The organism is Bradyrhizobium sp. GW821-FHT13H05, assembly GCF_058804065.1.
This window is the reverse complement of sequence record NZ_JBXAPO010000002.1, coordinates 562,491-579,543: the sequence shown is the minus strand read 5'-3', so window position 1 is coordinate 579,543 and position 17,053 is coordinate 562,491. Positions and strand designations below refer to the sequence as shown.

12 protein-coding genes and 1 tRNA gene are annotated in these 17,053 nt (G+C 62.1%); 12 read left to right on the top strand and 1 reads right to left on the bottom strand.

The genetic code is table 11. The annotated features are described in order from the left end of the window. Positions 1–230: 230 nt before the first annotated feature. Positions 231–1,007: a hypothetical protein gene (locus tag AC1RR3_RS07040; protein WP_492820747.1), complete on the bottom strand. Its 777-nt coding sequence runs from the start codon at positions 1,005–1,007 to the stop codon at positions 231–233. Between the two features lie 303 nt (positions 1,008–1,310). Between AC1RR3_RS07040 and AC1RR3_RS07035 the strand changes: the two genes are divergently transcribed. From AC1RR3_RS07035 to AC1RR3_RS06980, 12 genes are all read left to right on the top strand, one after another. Further along, positions 1,311–2,705: a hypothetical protein gene (locus tag AC1RR3_RS07035; protein ID WP_492820745.1), complete on the top strand. Its 1,395-nt coding sequence runs from the start codon at positions 1,311–1,313 to the stop codon at positions 2,703–2,705. Positions 2,706–2,790: 85 nt separating this feature from the next. Then, positions 2,791–3,708, top strand: coding sequence for a hypothetical protein (locus AC1RR3_RS07030; RefSeq protein WP_492820743.1), 918 nt, complete (start codon positions 2,791–2,793; stop codon positions 3,706–3,708). Positions 3,709–3,760: 52 nt separating this feature from the next. Further along, positions 3,761–4,606 (top strand): hypothetical protein, encoded by an 846-nt coding sequence (locus tag AC1RR3_RS07025; protein WP_492820741.1) that lies wholly within the window; start codon positions 3,761–3,763, stop codon positions 4,604–4,606. Beyond that, the gene (locus AC1RR3_RS07020) at positions 4,600–5,073 is read left to right on the top strand and encodes a hypothetical protein (RefSeq protein WP_492820739.1); all 474 of its coding nucleotides are present in this window, start codon (positions 4,600–4,602) and stop codon (positions 5,071–5,073) included. Before AC1RR3_RS07025 ends, AC1RR3_RS07020 begins: the two co-directional genes overlap by 7 nt. Positions 5,074–5,075: 2 nt before the next feature. After that, positions 5,076–6,473: a hypothetical protein gene (locus AC1RR3_RS07015; protein WP_492820737.1), complete on the top strand. Its 1,398-nt coding sequence runs from the start codon at positions 5,076–5,078 to the stop codon at positions 6,471–6,473. Positions 6,474–6,602: 129 nt separating this feature from the next. Then, positions 6,603–6,677, top strand: a tRNA-Gln gene (locus tag AC1RR3_RS07010). Between the two features lie 146 nt (positions 6,678–6,823). After that, positions 6,824–8,338 carry a metallophosphoesterase gene (locus tag AC1RR3_RS07005; RefSeq protein ID WP_492820735.1) on the top strand — a complete coding sequence of 505 codons (1,515 nt, stop codon included), beginning with the start codon at positions 6,824–6,826 and terminating at the stop codon, positions 8,336–8,338. 84 nt (positions 8,339–8,422) lie between these two features. Then, complete coding sequence (locus tag AC1RR3_RS07000) at positions 8,423–10,372, top strand: effector-associated domain EAD1-containing protein (RefSeq protein ID WP_492820733.1); 1,950 nt, start codon at positions 8,423–8,425, stop codon at positions 10,370–10,372. After that, complete coding sequence (locus AC1RR3_RS06995) at positions 10,369–12,390, top strand: pentapeptide repeat-containing protein (protein ID WP_492820731.1); 2,022 nt, start codon at positions 10,369–10,371, stop codon at positions 12,388–12,390. The genes AC1RR3_RS07000 and AC1RR3_RS06995 overlap by 4 nt, the downstream gene beginning before the upstream one ends. A gap of 724 nt (positions 12,391–13,114) precedes the next feature. Next, a complete protein-coding gene (locus AC1RR3_RS06990; protein ID WP_492820729.1) occupies positions 13,115–14,170 on the top strand; it encodes a LacI family DNA-binding transcriptional regulator in 1,056 nt (351 codons plus the stop codon). A gap of 203 nt (positions 14,171–14,373) precedes the next feature. After that, a complete protein-coding gene (locus AC1RR3_RS06985; protein ID WP_492820727.1) occupies positions 14,374–15,732 on the top strand; it encodes an ABC transporter substrate-binding protein in 1,359 nt (452 codons plus the stop codon). A 94-nt stretch (positions 15,733–15,826) separates the two neighbouring features. Further along, entirely contained in the window at positions 15,827–16,759 is a 933-nt protein-coding gene (locus tag AC1RR3_RS06980) for a dihydrodipicolinate synthase family protein (RefSeq protein ID WP_492820725.1), read from the top strand. Positions 16,760–17,053 lie beyond the last annotated feature (294 nt).

Here is a 17,053-nt window from a genome sequence, read left to right as displayed (position 1 = left end):
TCCCCGGGGGACATCATTGCCGCCGTATTCCCATGAAACGCCGGAGGTCTCAATGGCCGGGAGGGGCGGGACCGGGCCAGGCTCGGGATATAATAGAGTGTGGCCGGACCGGCCCCCGGCCTGTGGTGTTTTGCCCTTCCGGGCTGTTGGAATGCCATCCTCGACCGGGCGAGGGACCGGGAAAGTGGAAAGGCAGTGAATCTTGATTCGCTCGTCTTGAGCCGCGGCCGTCAGAACCTTGGGCCCCACATCGCGAGGTTCTTGATTGCATCCCGGTCGGCGGCGATCTGTGCGACGAAGCTGCGCAACTCCTCCCACAGCCGCGGCCGGATGCGCGAGACGCCGCCGTTGCCCTTGGTCAGTTCGGCATAGCCCGCGGATTCGGCATCAATGAACAGGTGGCGGATATGCGTCCGCGACACGCCGACGCGTTGCGCGATGTCGGTGAAGGACAGCGTTCCGCGATGCGCGAGCTCGGCCTGGATCGCCAGCAGGAGAGCCAGATAGCCACCGTCCCGCGTCGCAAACAGACGAATTCCGGGGTGCCCGACATGACGCGCCTTGCGCGCCGACAGGGCAGCGATCTCCGCTCCGCGAATGGCCAGATGAATCCGGGCATTCTGGGCCACGATCTCCTGATGCCAGAGGTCGGAATAAAGCAGGTTCAGCGGCCGGTGCAGTGCCGCCAGATAGGCGCGATCGTAAGCGAGCAGCGCCGCGGTCGGCGCAAGGATGCGAATGCGGTGATCGTGACGATCGGGTAGCTGCTCGACGTTTCGTGTCTGGATCAATCGGGCGAGAAAGTCGTCGACCCGCCGGGGGCTGGCGAGCCCCCGATCCGCGATGATCTGCCGAATTCGGCCCGGCGTCGCCCATGTGGTCCGATCGGATTCATCGTAGACGGCGTAGAAACCGACCAGCAGGACGATGACCTCCAGGGAGGCCGCGTCTTTCAGCAGGCCAATGAGAAACCGGTTTCCATCAAAGAGACCGATGATCGCATTCACGTAGGACGCGAGCGCCTCCGAGAATCGTGGATGGCCACGTATCTCGTCGGCGCTCCTCGATAGCATCAGGGCCGAGGCGGCATCAGCGGGGTCACCACGCCCGGAGCCCGCAGGGCGCGGGTCGGCTCGCGACAGGCACGACGTTTGTCAAATGAAAGATGCACGCAAAAAGTGTCAAGCGCTTAGGTTGTGTCTGTGACATCGTTCGCCTTGGCCGTTTATTGCATTGCCGGCCGGCTCCAGGGTCACTTTACGACCGACCACTTTTTTCAGCCAGCGCACCATTTTTTAGGGAGTTCATCGATGACGCCGCAAGAGGAACAGGACTTCGTTCGCCGTCTTTATGACGACATCTACACATCGCTCACGAGTTCGCCGGACGGCGGTCAATCCGCTTTCGATTCCAAGACTTGCTACTTTACCATGTGCCGGCCGGGGCGATGGATCAATCCCAAGACGTTCGCCAATCCGTGGGGGCCGGGGAATCTCCAGGGCAGCAAGAAGGCCCTCAACGAGTTCGTCAACCTGGCGGATATGCTTCCCGCGTGCGCGCCGCTTTATTCGCCGCTCGGTCCGACGGTCGCCGACGTCTACGGCAACTTCATCGTCAACGCCCAGGTGACTGCGGACGCAGTGACCAGCCCCGACCAGCAGGCCCGGCTGAAGAAAGCCGAGGGCGTACTCAAGACCAGCGTCAAGGATCCCGACACCGGCCAGTCCCGCAAGGAGGATGCCGCCGTCTACAAGGATTACAAGAAGAACAAGGCAGCCTGGGTGGCGGCGCGGACGGCCTTCGTCAACGCCTTCGTCAACGCGAACAAGACGCCCGAAGGCCAGGAAACCTGGCCCATGACGGGCCCGCTGCTCCAGGCAACGGTCGACTCGGCCTACGAGACTTGGCGGAGCGGCGGCGCCGACGAGGTCGAGGACGCTTTGGCGGTGCTGTCGACCGCCAGCGGGAACCAGCTCAACCAGATGTTTGCCGAGGCGAAGCAATTGTTCACCGAAAGCAAGCTGACGCTGGACGACGGCCGGATCATCCATCGAACCACGGCAGTTCCCGGCGACTGGTGCGACACCGACCCTGAAACCGACTGGCCGAGCTATCAATTCACGTTCAGCACCGCGACCGCCAACCAGCATTCCGACGCGTCCAGCATGTCGGCAAGTGTGGGCGGGGGTGGCCTGTTCTGGTCTGGCGGTGGCTCGGTCAGCAAGTCCGACAGTCACATCCATCTCGATGCGGCCGCCAACGGGTTTTCGATCAACTACAAGTACACGATCGTCTACATCAACCGGTCCTGGATGAACGACCTTCTGATGAGCAGCCCGGGCTGGCGGGTTCAGGGTCTCAATCCAGGCGATATCTCGAGCGGCGGACGCAGCAGCCAGGACGGCAAGAAGATGCCGCTGCTGCCGGTCGCGTTTCTCGCCGTCAAGGATGTCGAGATCTCCGCGAATTGGTCGGCTTCCGACCAGGACCAGGCCAAGCATGCGATGAGCGCGTCGGCGTCCGGCGGCTTCGGACCCTTCTCGTTCAATTCGTCCTACGCAAGCTCCTCGCAGGACGACCATCAGCACGCCGAGTTCGCCGACGGCAAGATCAAGATCCCCGGCATTCAGGTCATCGGGTTCATGAACCTGATCGTGCCGATGACGCCGCCGGCGCCAGCATCTTCCGCCAAGCGCGTCGCCTGACCGCGGCTCGCGATGTAGTCCCGCGGGCGCGTGTTTCGCCCGCGGAGGCTGCGTGCATTTTCAATGCTTGGCTGGGAGAGAGACCATGGCGCAAGCCAACATCCTGAATCAGTTTGTCCTGCGTGCCCTCGGCGAGGCGCTGGGCGGCGATGACGACGACGGGCAGCAAGGCGTGTTGCGGATCATGTGCTGGCCCGGAATACCCGTGCATGCCAACGACTATGCGAACCCATGGTCGCCCGAGAACCAGAAGGGGTCGCAGGCTGCGCATGAAAGGTTCGCGCGCCTCGTCGACAAGGCGCCGAAACTCAACCCGATGTTCGTTCCCGCCGGCAGCATCAGGACGAACTACGGCGTGATCATGCGTGCGACCGCGCCAGCCAACCCGGCCGTGAGTCGTCGGCTCCTTGCCGCAAAGCAGCTTTTCGATCAGCAGGCGCGCGCTTCCGTGCTGGAAGTGGGCCAGCAATACCATCCATCTAACGGCGATCCGGACAATTGGTGGGATCCGAACGCGTCTGATCTGTGGACCAGCGTCGAAACCCAGCTCAGCGACGAATCGCAATCATCGGAGAGCGAGACGACCGAGGAGGCGGGCGCCGTGACCGAGCAGAATGACTCCGATCAGTCCGACACCAACGAGCTGAAGGCCACCTACAGGCATCTCCGCGTCTCGATCGAGCGTGGCTGGCTCGATGACGGTTTGTTCCAGACTCCCGGATGGACGATCCCGGGCATGCCGAGCGGCTCACTGTCGACTGGCTGCGTGGAGCAGAATGCCGGCTGCTTTCCGCTGCTCACGAATTCCTTCGTGCTGGTCAGGGACCTCGTCATCGCGGGTAGCTGGAAAGAAACCGACAGGCAACACGCGGCTCAGACCGCGAGCGCGCTCGCCACAGGGGGCACGCATGCCGCCTTCGACGGAAAGCATTTCTCCGTCCCCGGCATGATGGTCATCGGCTGGACGTCGACCCTGCTGCCGCTGCTCCCGCCGCATCAATGAATCGCAGGTGACGGGATTACTCGTCGTAACCGAAGCAAAGGGATGAACGCCAATGAATACCGTTTACGTTGCTTCCTGGAATTCGCAGATGGCGCCCGACTCCTTCAAGGAGAAGAGGGATCTCTATCTGAGCTGGCTGCAATGGTTCACCAAGCTGGCGGGGACGGCCCCATCGCTTGTCGTTCTCATCGAGGCATCGCCCTACATGCCGACGGACAAAGACACCCTCGGTCTCGGCTACGAATGCGTCGGGCACGTCGACACGCAGGCGGAGGACGGTGGGGTTGACAAGAACCAGATCGCCAAATCGCTCGTCGCTTTCTGGCGCAAGGGGAGCTCGGCCATTGAATGCCCCGGCGGCACCACGCTGAAGTTTCCGGGATTGAAAGACGCCATCCGGGCGGTGCTGAAGATCAACCTGGTCGTAAAGGGTGGCGCCGCCGCCACATTATGGTTCGTCCATGCCAACGCCAGCAAGAGCGGAGGGAGCGCCATGACCCAGGCGGCCTATGCAGAGCTGGCGAAGAGCCCGAGAACGGCCGTCATGGGAGATTTGAATCTCGATTTTCCCGCTCTCGAGAAGCCGAACGACTTCAAAGGAAAGGCGGTGCCGCCGCTCTCCTATCAAAAGCAAGGGCAGAATGCCGCGAAACTGGCCTTCACCAATTGGAATCGAAAAAGTCAGACGGATAATACCGAGGCGGACTACGCCCGCTGGGGAGTGACGATCCCGAAGGGCGGGCCAACGCGTTTCCAGACGGGTGCGGTGTTCGACTACGCGCTCGCCAGCGACACGTTGACGGTCACGGCCTTACCCAGCATGGCTGATGTCACAATGTTCAGCGGCATCTTCCGTCAGTTCGATCATTTTCCCGTCGTCTACAAGGTCGAATGGTAGCTGCGATGCCAGTCTGGGCGGGCATCGAGCTTCCCGGCTTCGACGCGGCACTGGTCGATGTTCCGGCCGTGCGCAGGGAAGCCCTGGCGGCTCATCTTCGTGACGTGCTTGCGGACGTCGGACGGCCCGAGCCCGAGCCCGCCCCGCAGCGGGCGCCCGGATGGTCGGCCGATGCCTGCGCCGCCTGCCGCGGCCATTGCTGCAGCAACGGGGCCGACGGCGCGTTTCTCGACATGGCCTCCCTGGTGTTCGCCTGGAAGAGTCTTGCCGATCTGTCACGGGAGCAGTTGGTGGTGCGTTACATGCTGGCGGTGCCGGCGCAGTCGTTCGCGGGATCCTGCATCTTCCATTCGGTGAGCGGATGCAGCCTGCCAAGCGCGATGCGACCTCGCATCTGTGTCGATTATCTATGTCTCAGCCTGCGCTCGGTGGTCGACCCGCCCGACGCTGCAGCGGCGAACGGCTGATCATGTCTGATCCCCAAACGCGCACCGTGGCGGAGGATGGAGCAGGTCGCATCCGCACCATCGTCACCAGCGCCATCCTGGTCGCCTTCACGGTCGGCGTCGGATTGATTTGTGTCCTGGTGCTGTCCTGTACCCTCACGCAAGGGCGATTGTCGCGCATTGCGATCGACGGCGTGCCCGTGAGCATCTGGAAGCTCGACGATGTCCGCAAGCAGTGGAGCGACCTCCGCGACCAGATCTTCGAGCAGGCGGATGCGCTCTCGCTCACGGAGACCGACGTCAGCCGGGACGAGAAGAGCCTCGCCGACAACGACACGCGATATCGGCCGCAGCGAACCCAGCTCGATGCCGAGCTCGAAGAGTTCAATTTCCGTGTGCGACCTTTCGACGAGACGCTGGCCAAGATCATGAGCGGTCAGAGTCCCGCCGAACAGGTCGGGCGGGCCAATGCTGCCAGGGACGAGTTGACCGCGCATCCGGACGTGCTGCCGTTGCTTGATCAGATCAACAAGACCTACGGCGGATACGAGCCCGTCTACCTGGAACGCATGAAAGTGCAGGCGGCACTCACCGCCGGCCGGGCGCGTGTCGCCAAGCTCCAGGAACGTCTCGTGTCCTTGCGCGCGTCGGTCGATCGCCTGTTCGGACAGTTCGGCAGGCAGCGGCTCGACGAACCCACGCGCGCCCGGGTCGAGAACGCGCTGTTCGAACTGTACTCCGCGGGCTGGCTGGGGCGGCTCATCAACAAGCTGATCGTGACGCCGCCCGACATCCTGACCCTCGGGCTGGTCGTCTTGATGGGCATTCTCGGCAGCGCGTTGCAGATGACCCATTCGCTGTTCAAGGAGCACCGCGTCGAGGCGCCGGGTGCGTATTTTCTCCGCCTGAGCGTCGGAGCGATCACCGCGCTGGTGATCTTCATCGTCGCCAAGGCCGGCGTGCCCGTGATCGCAGATGCCTCGCAGCTCGGCGGCGATGCGCCGATCAACCCGTACTTCGTGTCCTTCCTCGCAATCATTTCGGGGCTGATGTCCGAGAACGCCATCGTCAGTGTCGAGCGGCAGGGTGAACGCTTCTTCGCGCAGGATGGAGGACCGACCGATCAACCGCGATGGGCCCGCTACGATCTGCACCAGGCCTTTCAGGCCGCCGGCCGCGAGCCGGACGCGGTCAGGCGGCTTCTGGATGCGGACAGCAGCCAGTTCGAGGATTGGCTATCGGGGAAGCAACAAATGTCCTCCAGCGCGCAGACCATGCTGGCTGGTGTGCTGGGCCTGCGGCTGCGCGATCTTTTCACCGACATCGCACCGGACGACGCGATCGCCACGGCGGCTCAACCCGGGAATCCGCCCGAAACCGCTGCACCGGACAAAGTGGCTGCGAGCGCCACGCCGACGTAAGGCCGAAGGCCGATGCAGCAGGCCTTTGAAATGGCAGGCCTTTGAAGACCATTTGCAAAACGCCCGCGCAGCGATTATACGCGTAACGCTCTCAAGGTGCTGGCCTTTTGAGTTTACCCAACGACCTGATGGGGCGTAGCCAAGCGGTAAGGCAGCGGATTTTGATTCCGCCATTCGGAGGTTCGATCCCTCCCGCCCCAGCCAGCGCGGCCTCTCACAATCCGTCATCGGCCTCATCCGACCGGGAGATATGGAACCGGGGGGCTACGCCGAAGTCATTGACGAATACTACTTAAGGTCGCACAATCGCGTTTTAATTTTTGTTTCAGGGTGCATCAGTGAGATTTCAAATGCGCCGAGTTTATATTATTTCCGATCTGCATTTGGGCGGCACGTATCCACTGCCGCCGGCCCCAGGGAAGCGCGGCTTTCGCTTGTGCACGCGCGCCGATCAGATCGTTCGCTTCGTCGAGGGCCTGGCGCAGGAGATTGCCGAGAAGGGGCCGAGCGAACTCGTCCTGAACGGCGATACGGTCGACTTTCTCGCCGAGCTCGATGGCGAGCAAGCCGACAGTTGGGCGCCCTTCACTGCCGATCCTGTCCAGGCCGTGAGCAAGTTCAAAGCCATCGTCGCGAGGGATCCGGGCGTGTTCGTGGCGCTCGGCCGGTTCCTGGATGCGGGAGGCCGGCTGACCATTCTGCTCGGCAACCACGATATCGAGCTGAGCCTTCCTCCCGTGCGCGCCGAACTGCGCAAGGCGCTGGGCGTCAAGTCGGGGCACGACTTCGAATTCGTCCATGACGGCGAAGCCTACGTGATTGGCGACGCGCTGATCGAACACGGCAATCGATACGATGCGTGGAATCAGGTCGACCTCGACGCCTTGCGCCGGGTCCGGTCCCTGATGTCTCGCCGGCAGGACGTGCCGAAGCAATACCAGTTCGTCCCGCCTCCCGGCAGCCAGATGGTCACGTCGGTCATCAACAAGGTCAAGCGCGACTACGCGTTCGTGGACCTGCTCAAGCCGGAAGACTCCGCGGTGGTGCCGATCCTGCTTGCTCTCGAGCCGGGCTATCGAAAGCGCTTTGGCGAGCTGGCGCGCTTTTGGTACTGGACGCGGAGTCATGGGCTCGAGGGTCCAATTCTTCCCAAGTTCGGCGGAGACATCAAAGCGGATGTCGTCGCGAGCAAGAAGCCGTTCGGCCAGGACATCCGCGCCAGTGCGGCTCCTGGCACGGGGTCGGCGCAGTCGATCCTTGCCGGACTGGATAACGACGCCGCGCTCAAGGCTGCGATAGGCGACTCGCTCGGCGGCGCGGGCGCGGACTTCCTCCGTCAGCTCGACGATGATCCCAGAGGCGCGCAACCGGGAATGGGAACGGATGTCAGCGCAAGTGAAAACCTCAACACGGCGCTGGGGCTGTTCAACCTCGCCTTTGGTTCGAGTGCCGCCGAGAAACGCATGCGGGCGCTGCTGACCGCCATCCGGGGGCTGCAGAAAGAAGACAGCTTCGATGAAACCAGGGAGACGGCGAAGGAATATCTGGACGGCGCGAGCGAGCTCGTGAAGGGCGGCTTTCGCTATGTGGTGTTCGGCCATACCCACCAGGCCAAGCGTGTCAGCCTGGGCGATGGTCGCTGGTATTTCAATTCGGGCACATGGGCGGACGTGCTGCGCTTCCCGAACGAGATTCTGACTCTGCCGGAGGCTGACGCGATCAGCCAACTGGATCGCTTCGTTCAGAAGTTGAAGGCCGGCGACTTCTCGGAATGGACGCTGTTCCGGCCCACTTATGTTCAGCTCGACATCGACGACAACGGCAACGTTGCGGAAGCGAAATTGTGCGCGGCGCCGATAACATAGACGATGAGGGCCGCGGCCTTTTTCAATGTGCCGGACGATCGTGACGATATGTATTTGTGACGATGTGTATTGCGGGAAGGCGGAATGGACGAAAACACGCGTGCGGTGATCGCCGAAGTTACCGCGACGAGCCCGACGGGGCTGGTCCGTGGAACGGCTTTTCTCGTAGCGCATGACCTTGTGGCGACGGCTCTGCACAACGTCGCCGATCGTAACCTGGAAGTTCCGGTGTTCTTCAAGGACATCAATCTGGAGTTCCGGCGAAACCCGAAGGTCCCCGGCCACAAGACCGTGGCTACGCCGGTCAAGTGGGATCGGATCGCCGACTGCATGCTGCTCCGTTGCGAGGTGCCGCCGCCCCCCGAGGCACATACGCCGCTGGCGCTGCGCGAGCTCCACCGCTCCGGCGGCGAGTGGGAGACCTATGGCTACGCAAACATGCAGCCGGCGGATGGGCTGACCGTCAGCGGCGACGTGACCAATCATGCCGGCGAACTGTTCGGCGGACCGGCGATCCAGCTCTACAGCAAACAGCTGGCTGGCGGGATCGGCGGCGACGCCCGAGGATTGTCCGGCGGCCCGGTGCTGATGCGGGACGTCGTCGTCGGCCTGATGCGTTTTGCGTTGGGCGACGAAGATCACACCATTGGCGGTGTGGTCTATGCCTGTCCGGTCAAGTTCTTCGCCGCTCTCGATCCGGTGCTGTCGGTTCAGCAGATGCCGACGGTGCAGACGATTCTCAATGACGATCAGATCAAGGAGCTCATTCCCATTTACGTGAAGGAATTCTCTGTTGCGGATAACGCGCTCGGAACGATCGTCAAATATTCACTGGGTCTCGAGCTCGACCAGGTGACCAATCCGGGTCAGCAGTTCGAGACCATCGTTACATATCTTTTGACATGGGCCAATCAGCAGGGATCCGGCCCGATGGAAGCGCTTCTGAACGCGACTTTGAGGGCTCGGCCGGCGAACAACGAACTTCGGGAACTCTGCAAGAGGCACGCTCCGGACGTGCTGAACCCCGCCGATATCGGCGGCATGATTTTCAAGGCCGCGCGAGCGCTCGACGTGCTGTCGGCGCTGGTCCGGACGAACGCTCCCGCCAGCGTCATCGCAAACAGCTATCGTGGCGACGTGCTGATCATCCTGCAGCAGGTCCACGTCGTCGCGCAATACAAGGCGCTTCATAACATCCTGCACAATTTGCAGTTCAAGCTGGAAGCGATCGAGCTGGCGCTCAGCTCGCCCGCGGCCGATCCGAAGGCCAATGCGGCGCTGGAGCGCTTCGCGGAAGAAATCCACGATTATGCCCAGGATGCCGAAGAGAAGATCCGCGGACTTGATACCGAGCAAGTGGAGATGGGCTGGATCAACGCGCTCAAGGCACGCAGCGACGAGATGCACGAAGTCGCGGATCCGTCCGCCAGCATGAACGATCGCGGCCAGGTCTATACGACGCTGCGATCGGCGGTTACGACGGCAGCTCCGCAGATCAACCGCTCCCTGGCGGAAGCGGCCGGAAAGCTGGGTCTCCTCGCGTTGATGAGCATGATCGATGAGGTGGTCAGCATGACGGATCCGACTCCGGCGGAGGCGCAGGACCTCGCGAGCGGTGCCGCGGCGGTCGGTACGGTTCGTGTCTGCGTTGCGGGCCTGATCAAGGAGCATTTCGCCTGGCAGGCCGTCAGCACCGAGGTCGAAGGCGCGATGAATTCAATCCGGCATCAGCCGCAGGGAAAAATCTTTCAGTGGCCGCTGTTCGAAAAGCGGCTGCGCGCGCTGTGCGGCATGTATCCGGAGGCGCTCTGGTCGAAGCGGTTGCTGGAGCGTCTCGACAAGTGGATCGCGGCAACGCCCAGCGCGCGGCCGGACCCGGCCGAACGAGAGCAGGGCAAGATCGCGCTGCTTGCCTTTTCAGGTTCTTGCGACGACCGGTTCTATCGACTCGACGAGTCGGTCAAGATGATGTCGGAGAAGATCGTGCAACTGGCTCCGGCGCTCAACCGCCTGCTTGGAGCATTGCAGCCATGACGGCCGCCAACCAGAACCACGAGCCGTATCCCTCGATGGACGCGCTGCGGCACGCCCATGAAAATCTGTTCGACAATCTGCCGATCAACGAGCGCACCGGTTCGCTGACCGAAGCGGGTTCGATGCAGATCGAGGAGTTCATTTCTCGTGCGATCGCGACAGGTGCCGTGCTCGATACATTGGTCGACCGAAGGGAAGCCCAGGGGTTGATCGACTACTGGGTCGCCAGCGCCTTCACCAAGCTGCAACCGGCCAGTTTTGCGCAAGAGTCCGAATCCAGGAGCGCGGATTCGTCGGTCGTCACCTCGCAGCGGGATCCGGCATACCAGGATCGCCCCGACAATCAGCTCGAACCGTTCGATCCAACCGTGATCGACGCCACGGCCAAACGGGGGGATGATTTCATCCGGGGGCTCTCGACGAAGCAGACGGACCTCGTCCGGCGCGTCTTGCTCGGCGTCCTCAACTTTCCGGAACACGATGAGGAGATCAGTTCGAAGCCGACGCGCCGCGAAGAGCTGACTAAATTCGGCAAGGCGGGCCGGGTCGACGGGCTGCTCGATGGCCTAAAGCAGGCCGGCATTCTCGTCGGACGGCCGACGAAGGAGGGCGAGGAGCTCTCGCTGTCCTATCTGGCCCTGTCGCGCCGGTGGGACTGGCTGGCCAAGGAAATCGACAAGCGCCAGAACCTCAGCGATCTGGCCTTGAGCTGGATCGGCAGCAACCGTTCAAAGGGCGCGTTGCTCGACTGGCGTCTCATCCGCCGGTTCCGCGAATACGGCAACCTCAAGCAGTGGGAAACCGATTTCATCAATGCAAGCAGCCGGTGGAACATTATCAAACTGAGTGTGGCGGTGACGGCTGCGATCGTCGTCGGCGTGGTTGCTCTGGCCAGTTCGTCCGCTTACGAGAAACTCTACGTCCCGATAAAATCTTCGTCGGTCGTTCACGAAATGGAAGACGACAAAGTCCCGGATGACAGGAAAGTCGACGACATACGATGGTTGGCGACCTATCATCAGAAACTGGAGGTGCAAGGTCTCAGGCTCGCCGGGCAGGCAAGCAAGGATCTGCACGGGATCGCAGCGGCCGGCGCTCAATTCAAGGGTTCGAAACTCAGAAATGTGGTCTTCGATGGAGCCACGCTCTCTTCGGCCCTGTTCAGCAACGCCGTCCTCGAGAATGTCAGCTTCAGGAACGCCTATCTTTATCAGGCGGTTTTTGACGGCGTCTATTTGTGCAAACAGGCGGACTTCTCCGGCGCCGACATCACGGGCGCGTCATTCAAGCGGATGAAGTTTTCGGACGACAATGTTCCAAACTTTGCCGATGCGCCTTGGTGGCAGGCCCGTGGATGGGGCTTTGATGAAATCGCGCTTCTCGAGCAAAAATATCCGCGGAAGAACATCAGGCAAAACGAGAGGCTCAAAGCCCTGTTGGCCAAGAATACTTTCAATAGAAACATGCTCGAGAAGATGGGCCTCACCGAGGAAGATAAAGCGGAGCAGCTGGCTGCGCTCAACAATACGAGAGCGTGGACTCTGGCGACCTACGGAGAGATCGGCGATGGAGATGCCGAAACCGCAGCCACGGCCGCAATGGACTATTATACGAAGACCAAAGACAAACCTTATCTGGAGTGGGCCGCCGCCGGTACCGCGGATACGCTCGCCTACATTCTCATGCAGAAGCCGGCGAAAGATGACGCGGAACAGAAGGGCAATTTCGAAAAGGCGGTCGTCCTGCTGAAATTCGCGGCTGACAAACTCGATAATGCCGAAGTGATTTTCCGATATGCGCTGGCTTTGCACGTCCTGGGGCAGGATGATGAGGCGTCGGCGCAACTGGAAAAGGCCATTCCAGAGAAACAATACGAGCCGACCCATGAGTTGCTTCTTCTCAACAACTACTTCACGGGCAACTTCAAAAAAGAAGTCATGAATTCGACGGCAAAGATCAAGCGCACAACGACCGATCTGCCGGCGCACTGCGCGACGCTCAACCGCGCTACGAGATGAGACTTCGATGATCGACCCGCGGATAGCTTGGCCGATGTCGGGCGCCGCGGGCCGCCGGCCGGCGACATCATGGCGATGCGACCAATTGACCCAAAAGCGATGTAAATGGCTCCTCTTGCAGGCAAATTGGCGCTCCCGGAGGGGAGCAGGGGACAGCCGGGTTTGCCCGCGCGGCGTATCTGGTGTACAATGCTACTTTAAGACGTAGTTCAGGAGGAATTTGAGATGACCCGGATTTTAGTCCTACGGATTGCACTGGTGGCGATGCTCGGATTCGGTATCGGAGCAGCCTTCGTGGCTATGCCTGCCGCCGCAAGTTGCAGTTCTTGCCGCTGATGATTGTTGCTGACCAAGTCCTCGCGTGCTGACGATGATCGAGCATGTGGCGGGACACGCGCCTGCGGGGGCGCGGATTGTTGCCGAGCGCTGTTCGGCCTGAATGCCGGAAGCCGGGGCGCCCTGAAGATTTAGCAATCCTGGCGCCGCCTTCGCCACACGCAATCCCGGCTGCTCCCGATCCCTCGTATTGATCCGGTCCCATCCCCACGACGTCCGGTCGCGGTTGTACGCGCGGCTGTTCGAGACCGGTCGACGATCGGCGACATGCTGTGCAGCGCTGGCGTGTGCATGGAGCCGCGCCTGGGTCCACACGAGGAGATTTTCGTTGAGGACCCGTGTGACCCATGGCAAAGCACTGATCAAATCGCATTCAACCGTGGCCGGGATGGTAGCAGCTTCAAAGAGAGCGCGTGGCGGCAGCGGTCGCGTCAAGCTCGAGGAGGTCGCCCGCAAGGCCAATGTCTCGACCGCGACGGTCTCGCGCGCGTTCAACGAGCCCGACAAGGTGTCCGAAGAGGTCAGGCAGCGGGTCAAGGACGCCGCGCGCGCCCTGAACTGGATTCCGAATGCGGCCGGCCGGGCGCTGGCCTCGCGCAGGACGCATATCGCCGGGGCCATCATCCCGACGCTCGACAACGAGATCTTTGCCCACCAGATCAGCGGCATGCAGAGCGTGTTCAGCGAACACGGCTTCACGCTGTTCCTGGGCTGCTCGAACTATGATCCGGGCGAAGGCCTGAGGCAGGCCGATGCCATGCTTGCGCGCGGCGTGGAAGCGCTGGCCGTGGTCGGTGAAAATCATCCGCCCGAGCTGTTCGACGCGCTCAATGCGCGGGGCATTCCCTATGTCGTGACGTACGCCTACAGCAAGCTGTCGCCGCACCCGTGCATCGGCTTCGACAACCGCGCCGCCTTTCATCGCATGACGGATCACCTGCTGTCCCTCGGTCACCGCCGGTTCGCGGCGATCTTTCAGCCCGACACCAACAACGACCGCGTGAAGGAACGGCTTCGCGGCGTCCGCGATGCGCTCGCGGCGGCCGGCCTGGAGATCGCAGCGCGGGATCTGATGATGGGTCCGTCGACGCTGGAGTTCGGCGCGGAGAGTTTTGCGACATTGATGACGCGCGCGGTCGGGAGCCGGCCGACCGCGATCGTCTGCGGCAACGACAATCTGGCGCTCGGCGCGCTGATGGCTGCACGGCAACGCGGCCTGGAGGCGCCCGGGGATTTTTCGATTACCGGCTTCGACGATCTTGCGATGTCATCGCGCTTCTCTCCCGGGCTCACGACGATGAAGGTCGACAATCAGCAGATCGGCATTTTGGCGGCCAACGAGCTGCTTGCCGTGATCGCGGGCCGCCAGGCGCAGGTGCAATCCCGGGAAATCCTGCCCGTTCTGAAGATCCGCCAGAGTGCGGGCGAGGCGCAAGGCCGTTGAAGCCCGAGCGGCGGCGGCAACAATCGTCACTTCGATAAACACGAAAAATGCCCGGACGAGGGACGCTTGACAGCTATTATGTAAGCGCTTACATGAGCCCGTTTTAAAAGCCATGAAAGCAACCGGCGGGCTCCTCGCCGGGATGGGACGGAGAGGAAACGACGATGCGGAATAGCCTTTTGCGGTGGGTCCGAAACTGCTCGATGGCGGTTTCTCTGCTCTTGCCGGTGATGGGAACGATGAGCCCCGCGGCGGCCGAGGAGAAGCTCGTGGTCTGGTGGAACAAGGGCTATTACAAGGCCGAGGAAGACGCGTTGCTCGCCGTCATCAAGAAGTTCGAGGCCAAGACCGGGGTCAAGGTCGAGCTGTCGCAATATGCGACGCAGGACATGATGCCGAAGCTGGTAGCGGCGCTCGATGCGAGCAGTCCGCCCGACGTCACCTATGCGGACACCTACCATTTCCAGGGCGCCGGCAAATGGGCGTCCGAAGGCAAGCTGGTGGATCTCGGCTCCATCCTCGAGCCGATCAAGGGCGAGTTCACGCCGGCTTCGCTCGAAACGGTCAGGCTGTACAACGACAAGACCAAGGCGAAGGCCTACTACGCCTTCCCGTTGAAGCAGGCGACGCTGCATCTGCACTATTGGAAGGACATGCTCGAGGAGGGAGGTCTCAAGGAGACCGACATCCCGAAGGACTGGAAAGGCTTCTGGTCGTTCTGGTGCGACAAGGCGCAGCCGGCCGTGCGCAAGGCATCCGGCAAGCGCATCTATGGCATCGGCCACCCCATGGGCGTCGACGCCACCGACAGCTTTATCTCGTTCCTGGTGTTCATGGACGCCTACAATGTCGTGCTCGTTGACGACAACGGCAAGCTCCTGGTCGACGATCCCAAGGTGAAGGCGGGCCTCGTCGCCGCCATGAAGGACTATATCGAGTTCGCCGCGAAGGGTTGCACGCCGCAATCGGCGACGAGCTGGAAGGATCCGGACAACAACGTTGCCTTCCACAACAAGACGACGATCATGACGCACAATTCGACGATTTCGGTGCCCGGCAAATGGCTTGATGACGCCAACAACGAGACGCTCACCGCCGAGCAGCGGGACGAAGCGAAGAAGAACTATTATGACCGCATCCGCACCATGGTCTGGCCCGACAAGCCGGATGGCACGCCGGTCCACACCCGCGCGTCCGTGGTGATCGGACTGATCTTCGAGCAGGCCAAGAACAAGGAGCGGGCCAAGGAGTTCGTCTCGTTCCTGTTGCGCGACGAAAACCTCCAGCCCTATGTCGAAGGCGCGCTCGGCCGCTGGTTCCCGGTCAAGGTCGCCGGCCAGAAGTCCGCCTTCTGGGACGGCGATGTGCATCGCCGCGCCGAGCGCGACCAGTTCTTCGCCGGCGTCGGCGGCTACGAGATGAGCAAGAACTACAAGTTCACCACGCTCTACAACGAGAACGTCTGGATCAAGGCCGTGAACGCCATCGTCACCAACAAGGTGCCGGTCGAAAAGGCCGTCGACGACATGATCGCCCGCATCAAGGAAGTGGCTGGCGACTGATCGCCAGGTTCGAACAGTTGCGCTCACGCGTTGCAAGGCGCGTGAGCGACGGGCTCCTGCCTGTCACCGATTTCAACGTCCTTGGAGCTGATTTGTGACTGCAACCATCAAAGGCATCATTCCGGTGATGTTGACGCCGTTCACCGAAGCGAACGCGATCGACTATGCGGGCCTCGAAAACCTGGTCGAATGGTACATTGCCAATGGTGCCGACGCGCTGTTCGCCGTGGCCCAGTCGAGCGAGATGCAGTTCCTGAGCCTCGAGGAGCGCATCGCGCTGGCACGTTTCGTCGTCCAGAAGGCGGCGGGACGGGTACCCGTCATCGCGTCGGGCCATGTCAGTGAATCGCACGAGGATCAGGTGACCGAGCTGACCTCCATCGCCGCGACCGGCGTGGACGGACTGGTCCTGGTGACGAACCGGTTCGATCCGAAGCGGCAGGGCGGCACCGTCTTCATGGACCATCTGCGCCATCTGCTCGATGCGCTGCCCGCCGATCTTCCGCTCGGCCTCTACGAATGTCCCGCACCGTTCCGCCGGCTCATGTCCGACGACGAGCTGGCGTTCTGTGCCGGGAGCGGACGTTTCGCGATCCTCAAGGACGTCTCCTGCGACCTCGAGACCGTGAAGCGCCGCGTGGCGTTGACGAAAAGCTCGTCGCTCGCCATCGTCAACGCCAATGCGGCGATTGCCTTTGACGCCATGAAGGCCGGATCCGCCGGCTTCACCGGCGTGTTCACGAACTTCCACCCTGATCTCTACAAATGGCTATTGACCGACAGCTCGCGGCATCCCGCACTGGCCGACGATCTCTCCGTCTACCTCGCGCTCGCCGCGATGGCCGAGCCGATGGGCTATCCCAAGCTGGCGAAGCTGTACCATCAGAGGCTTGGCACGTTCTCATGCATCGGCAGCCGCGCCGTCGACTTCGACATCCGCGAACGGTTCTGGGCGCTCGACGCATTGCTCGACAAGATCATGCAGGGGCAGGCGGCCTTCCGCGCCAGGATTGCGGCCACGCGCTGATGGGCCGGCCACGCGCAGCCGCGCGCGTGATCGTGATGGCAACAAGATCGAAACCGTGACCTGCACGGCGCGTGACAGCTTCGGTCTTTGATCGCGCCGATCCGATGTCGGGCACGATGCACTGATGACGATGTGCTGGGCTCGTTTCCGCGGTCAGACCGATCTGGTGGCCGCGGAAGAGCTGGCGCAATTCCGGTGGGAACAAGCGTGATGGCCAGGCGTCGGCGGGGCGCCGCGTCCTTGACAGCACCGCGATGATGCCGCAGCGTGCCGCGCATCACGCCGCGCCCCGCA

What these genes read in the sequence shown, in the direction of transcription:
- AC1RR3_RS07035 (WP_492820745.1), top strand. Translation starts at nt 1,311, where the DNA reads ATGACGCCGCAAGAGGAACAGGACTTCGTTCGCCGTCTTTATGACGAC.
- AC1RR3_RS07030 (WP_492820743.1), top strand. Translation starts at nt 2,791, where the DNA reads ATGGCGCAAGCCAACATCCTGAATCAGTTTGTCCTGCGTGCCCTCGGC.
- AC1RR3_RS07025 (WP_492820741.1), top strand. Translation starts at nt 3,761, where the DNA reads ATGAATACCGTTTACGTTGCTTCCTGGAATTCGCAGATGGCGCCCGAC.
- AC1RR3_RS07020 (WP_492820739.1), top strand. Translation starts at nt 4,600, where the DNA reads ATGGTAGCTGCGATGCCAGTCTGGGCGGGCATCGAGCTTCCCGGCTTC.
- AC1RR3_RS07015 (WP_492820737.1), top strand. Translation starts at nt 5,076, where the DNA reads ATGTCTGATCCCCAAACGCGCACCGTGGCGGAGGATGGAGCAGGTCGC.
- AC1RR3_RS07005 (WP_492820735.1), top strand. Translation starts at nt 6,824, where the DNA reads ATGCGCCGAGTTTATATTATTTCCGATCTGCATTTGGGCGGCACGTAT.
- AC1RR3_RS07000 (WP_492820733.1), top strand. Translation starts at nt 8,423, where the DNA reads ATGGACGAAAACACGCGTGCGGTGATCGCCGAAGTTACCGCGACGAGC.
- AC1RR3_RS06995 (WP_492820731.1), top strand. Translation starts at nt 10,369, where the DNA reads ATGACGGCCGCCAACCAGAACCACGAGCCGTATCCCTCGATGGACGCG.
- AC1RR3_RS06990 (WP_492820729.1), top strand. Translation starts at nt 13,115, where the DNA reads ATGGTAGCAGCTTCAAAGAGAGCGCGTGGCGGCAGCGGTCGCGTCAAG.
- AC1RR3_RS06985 (WP_492820727.1), top strand. Translation starts at nt 14,374, where the DNA reads ATGGCGGTTTCTCTGCTCTTGCCGGTGATGGGAACGATGAGCCCCGCG.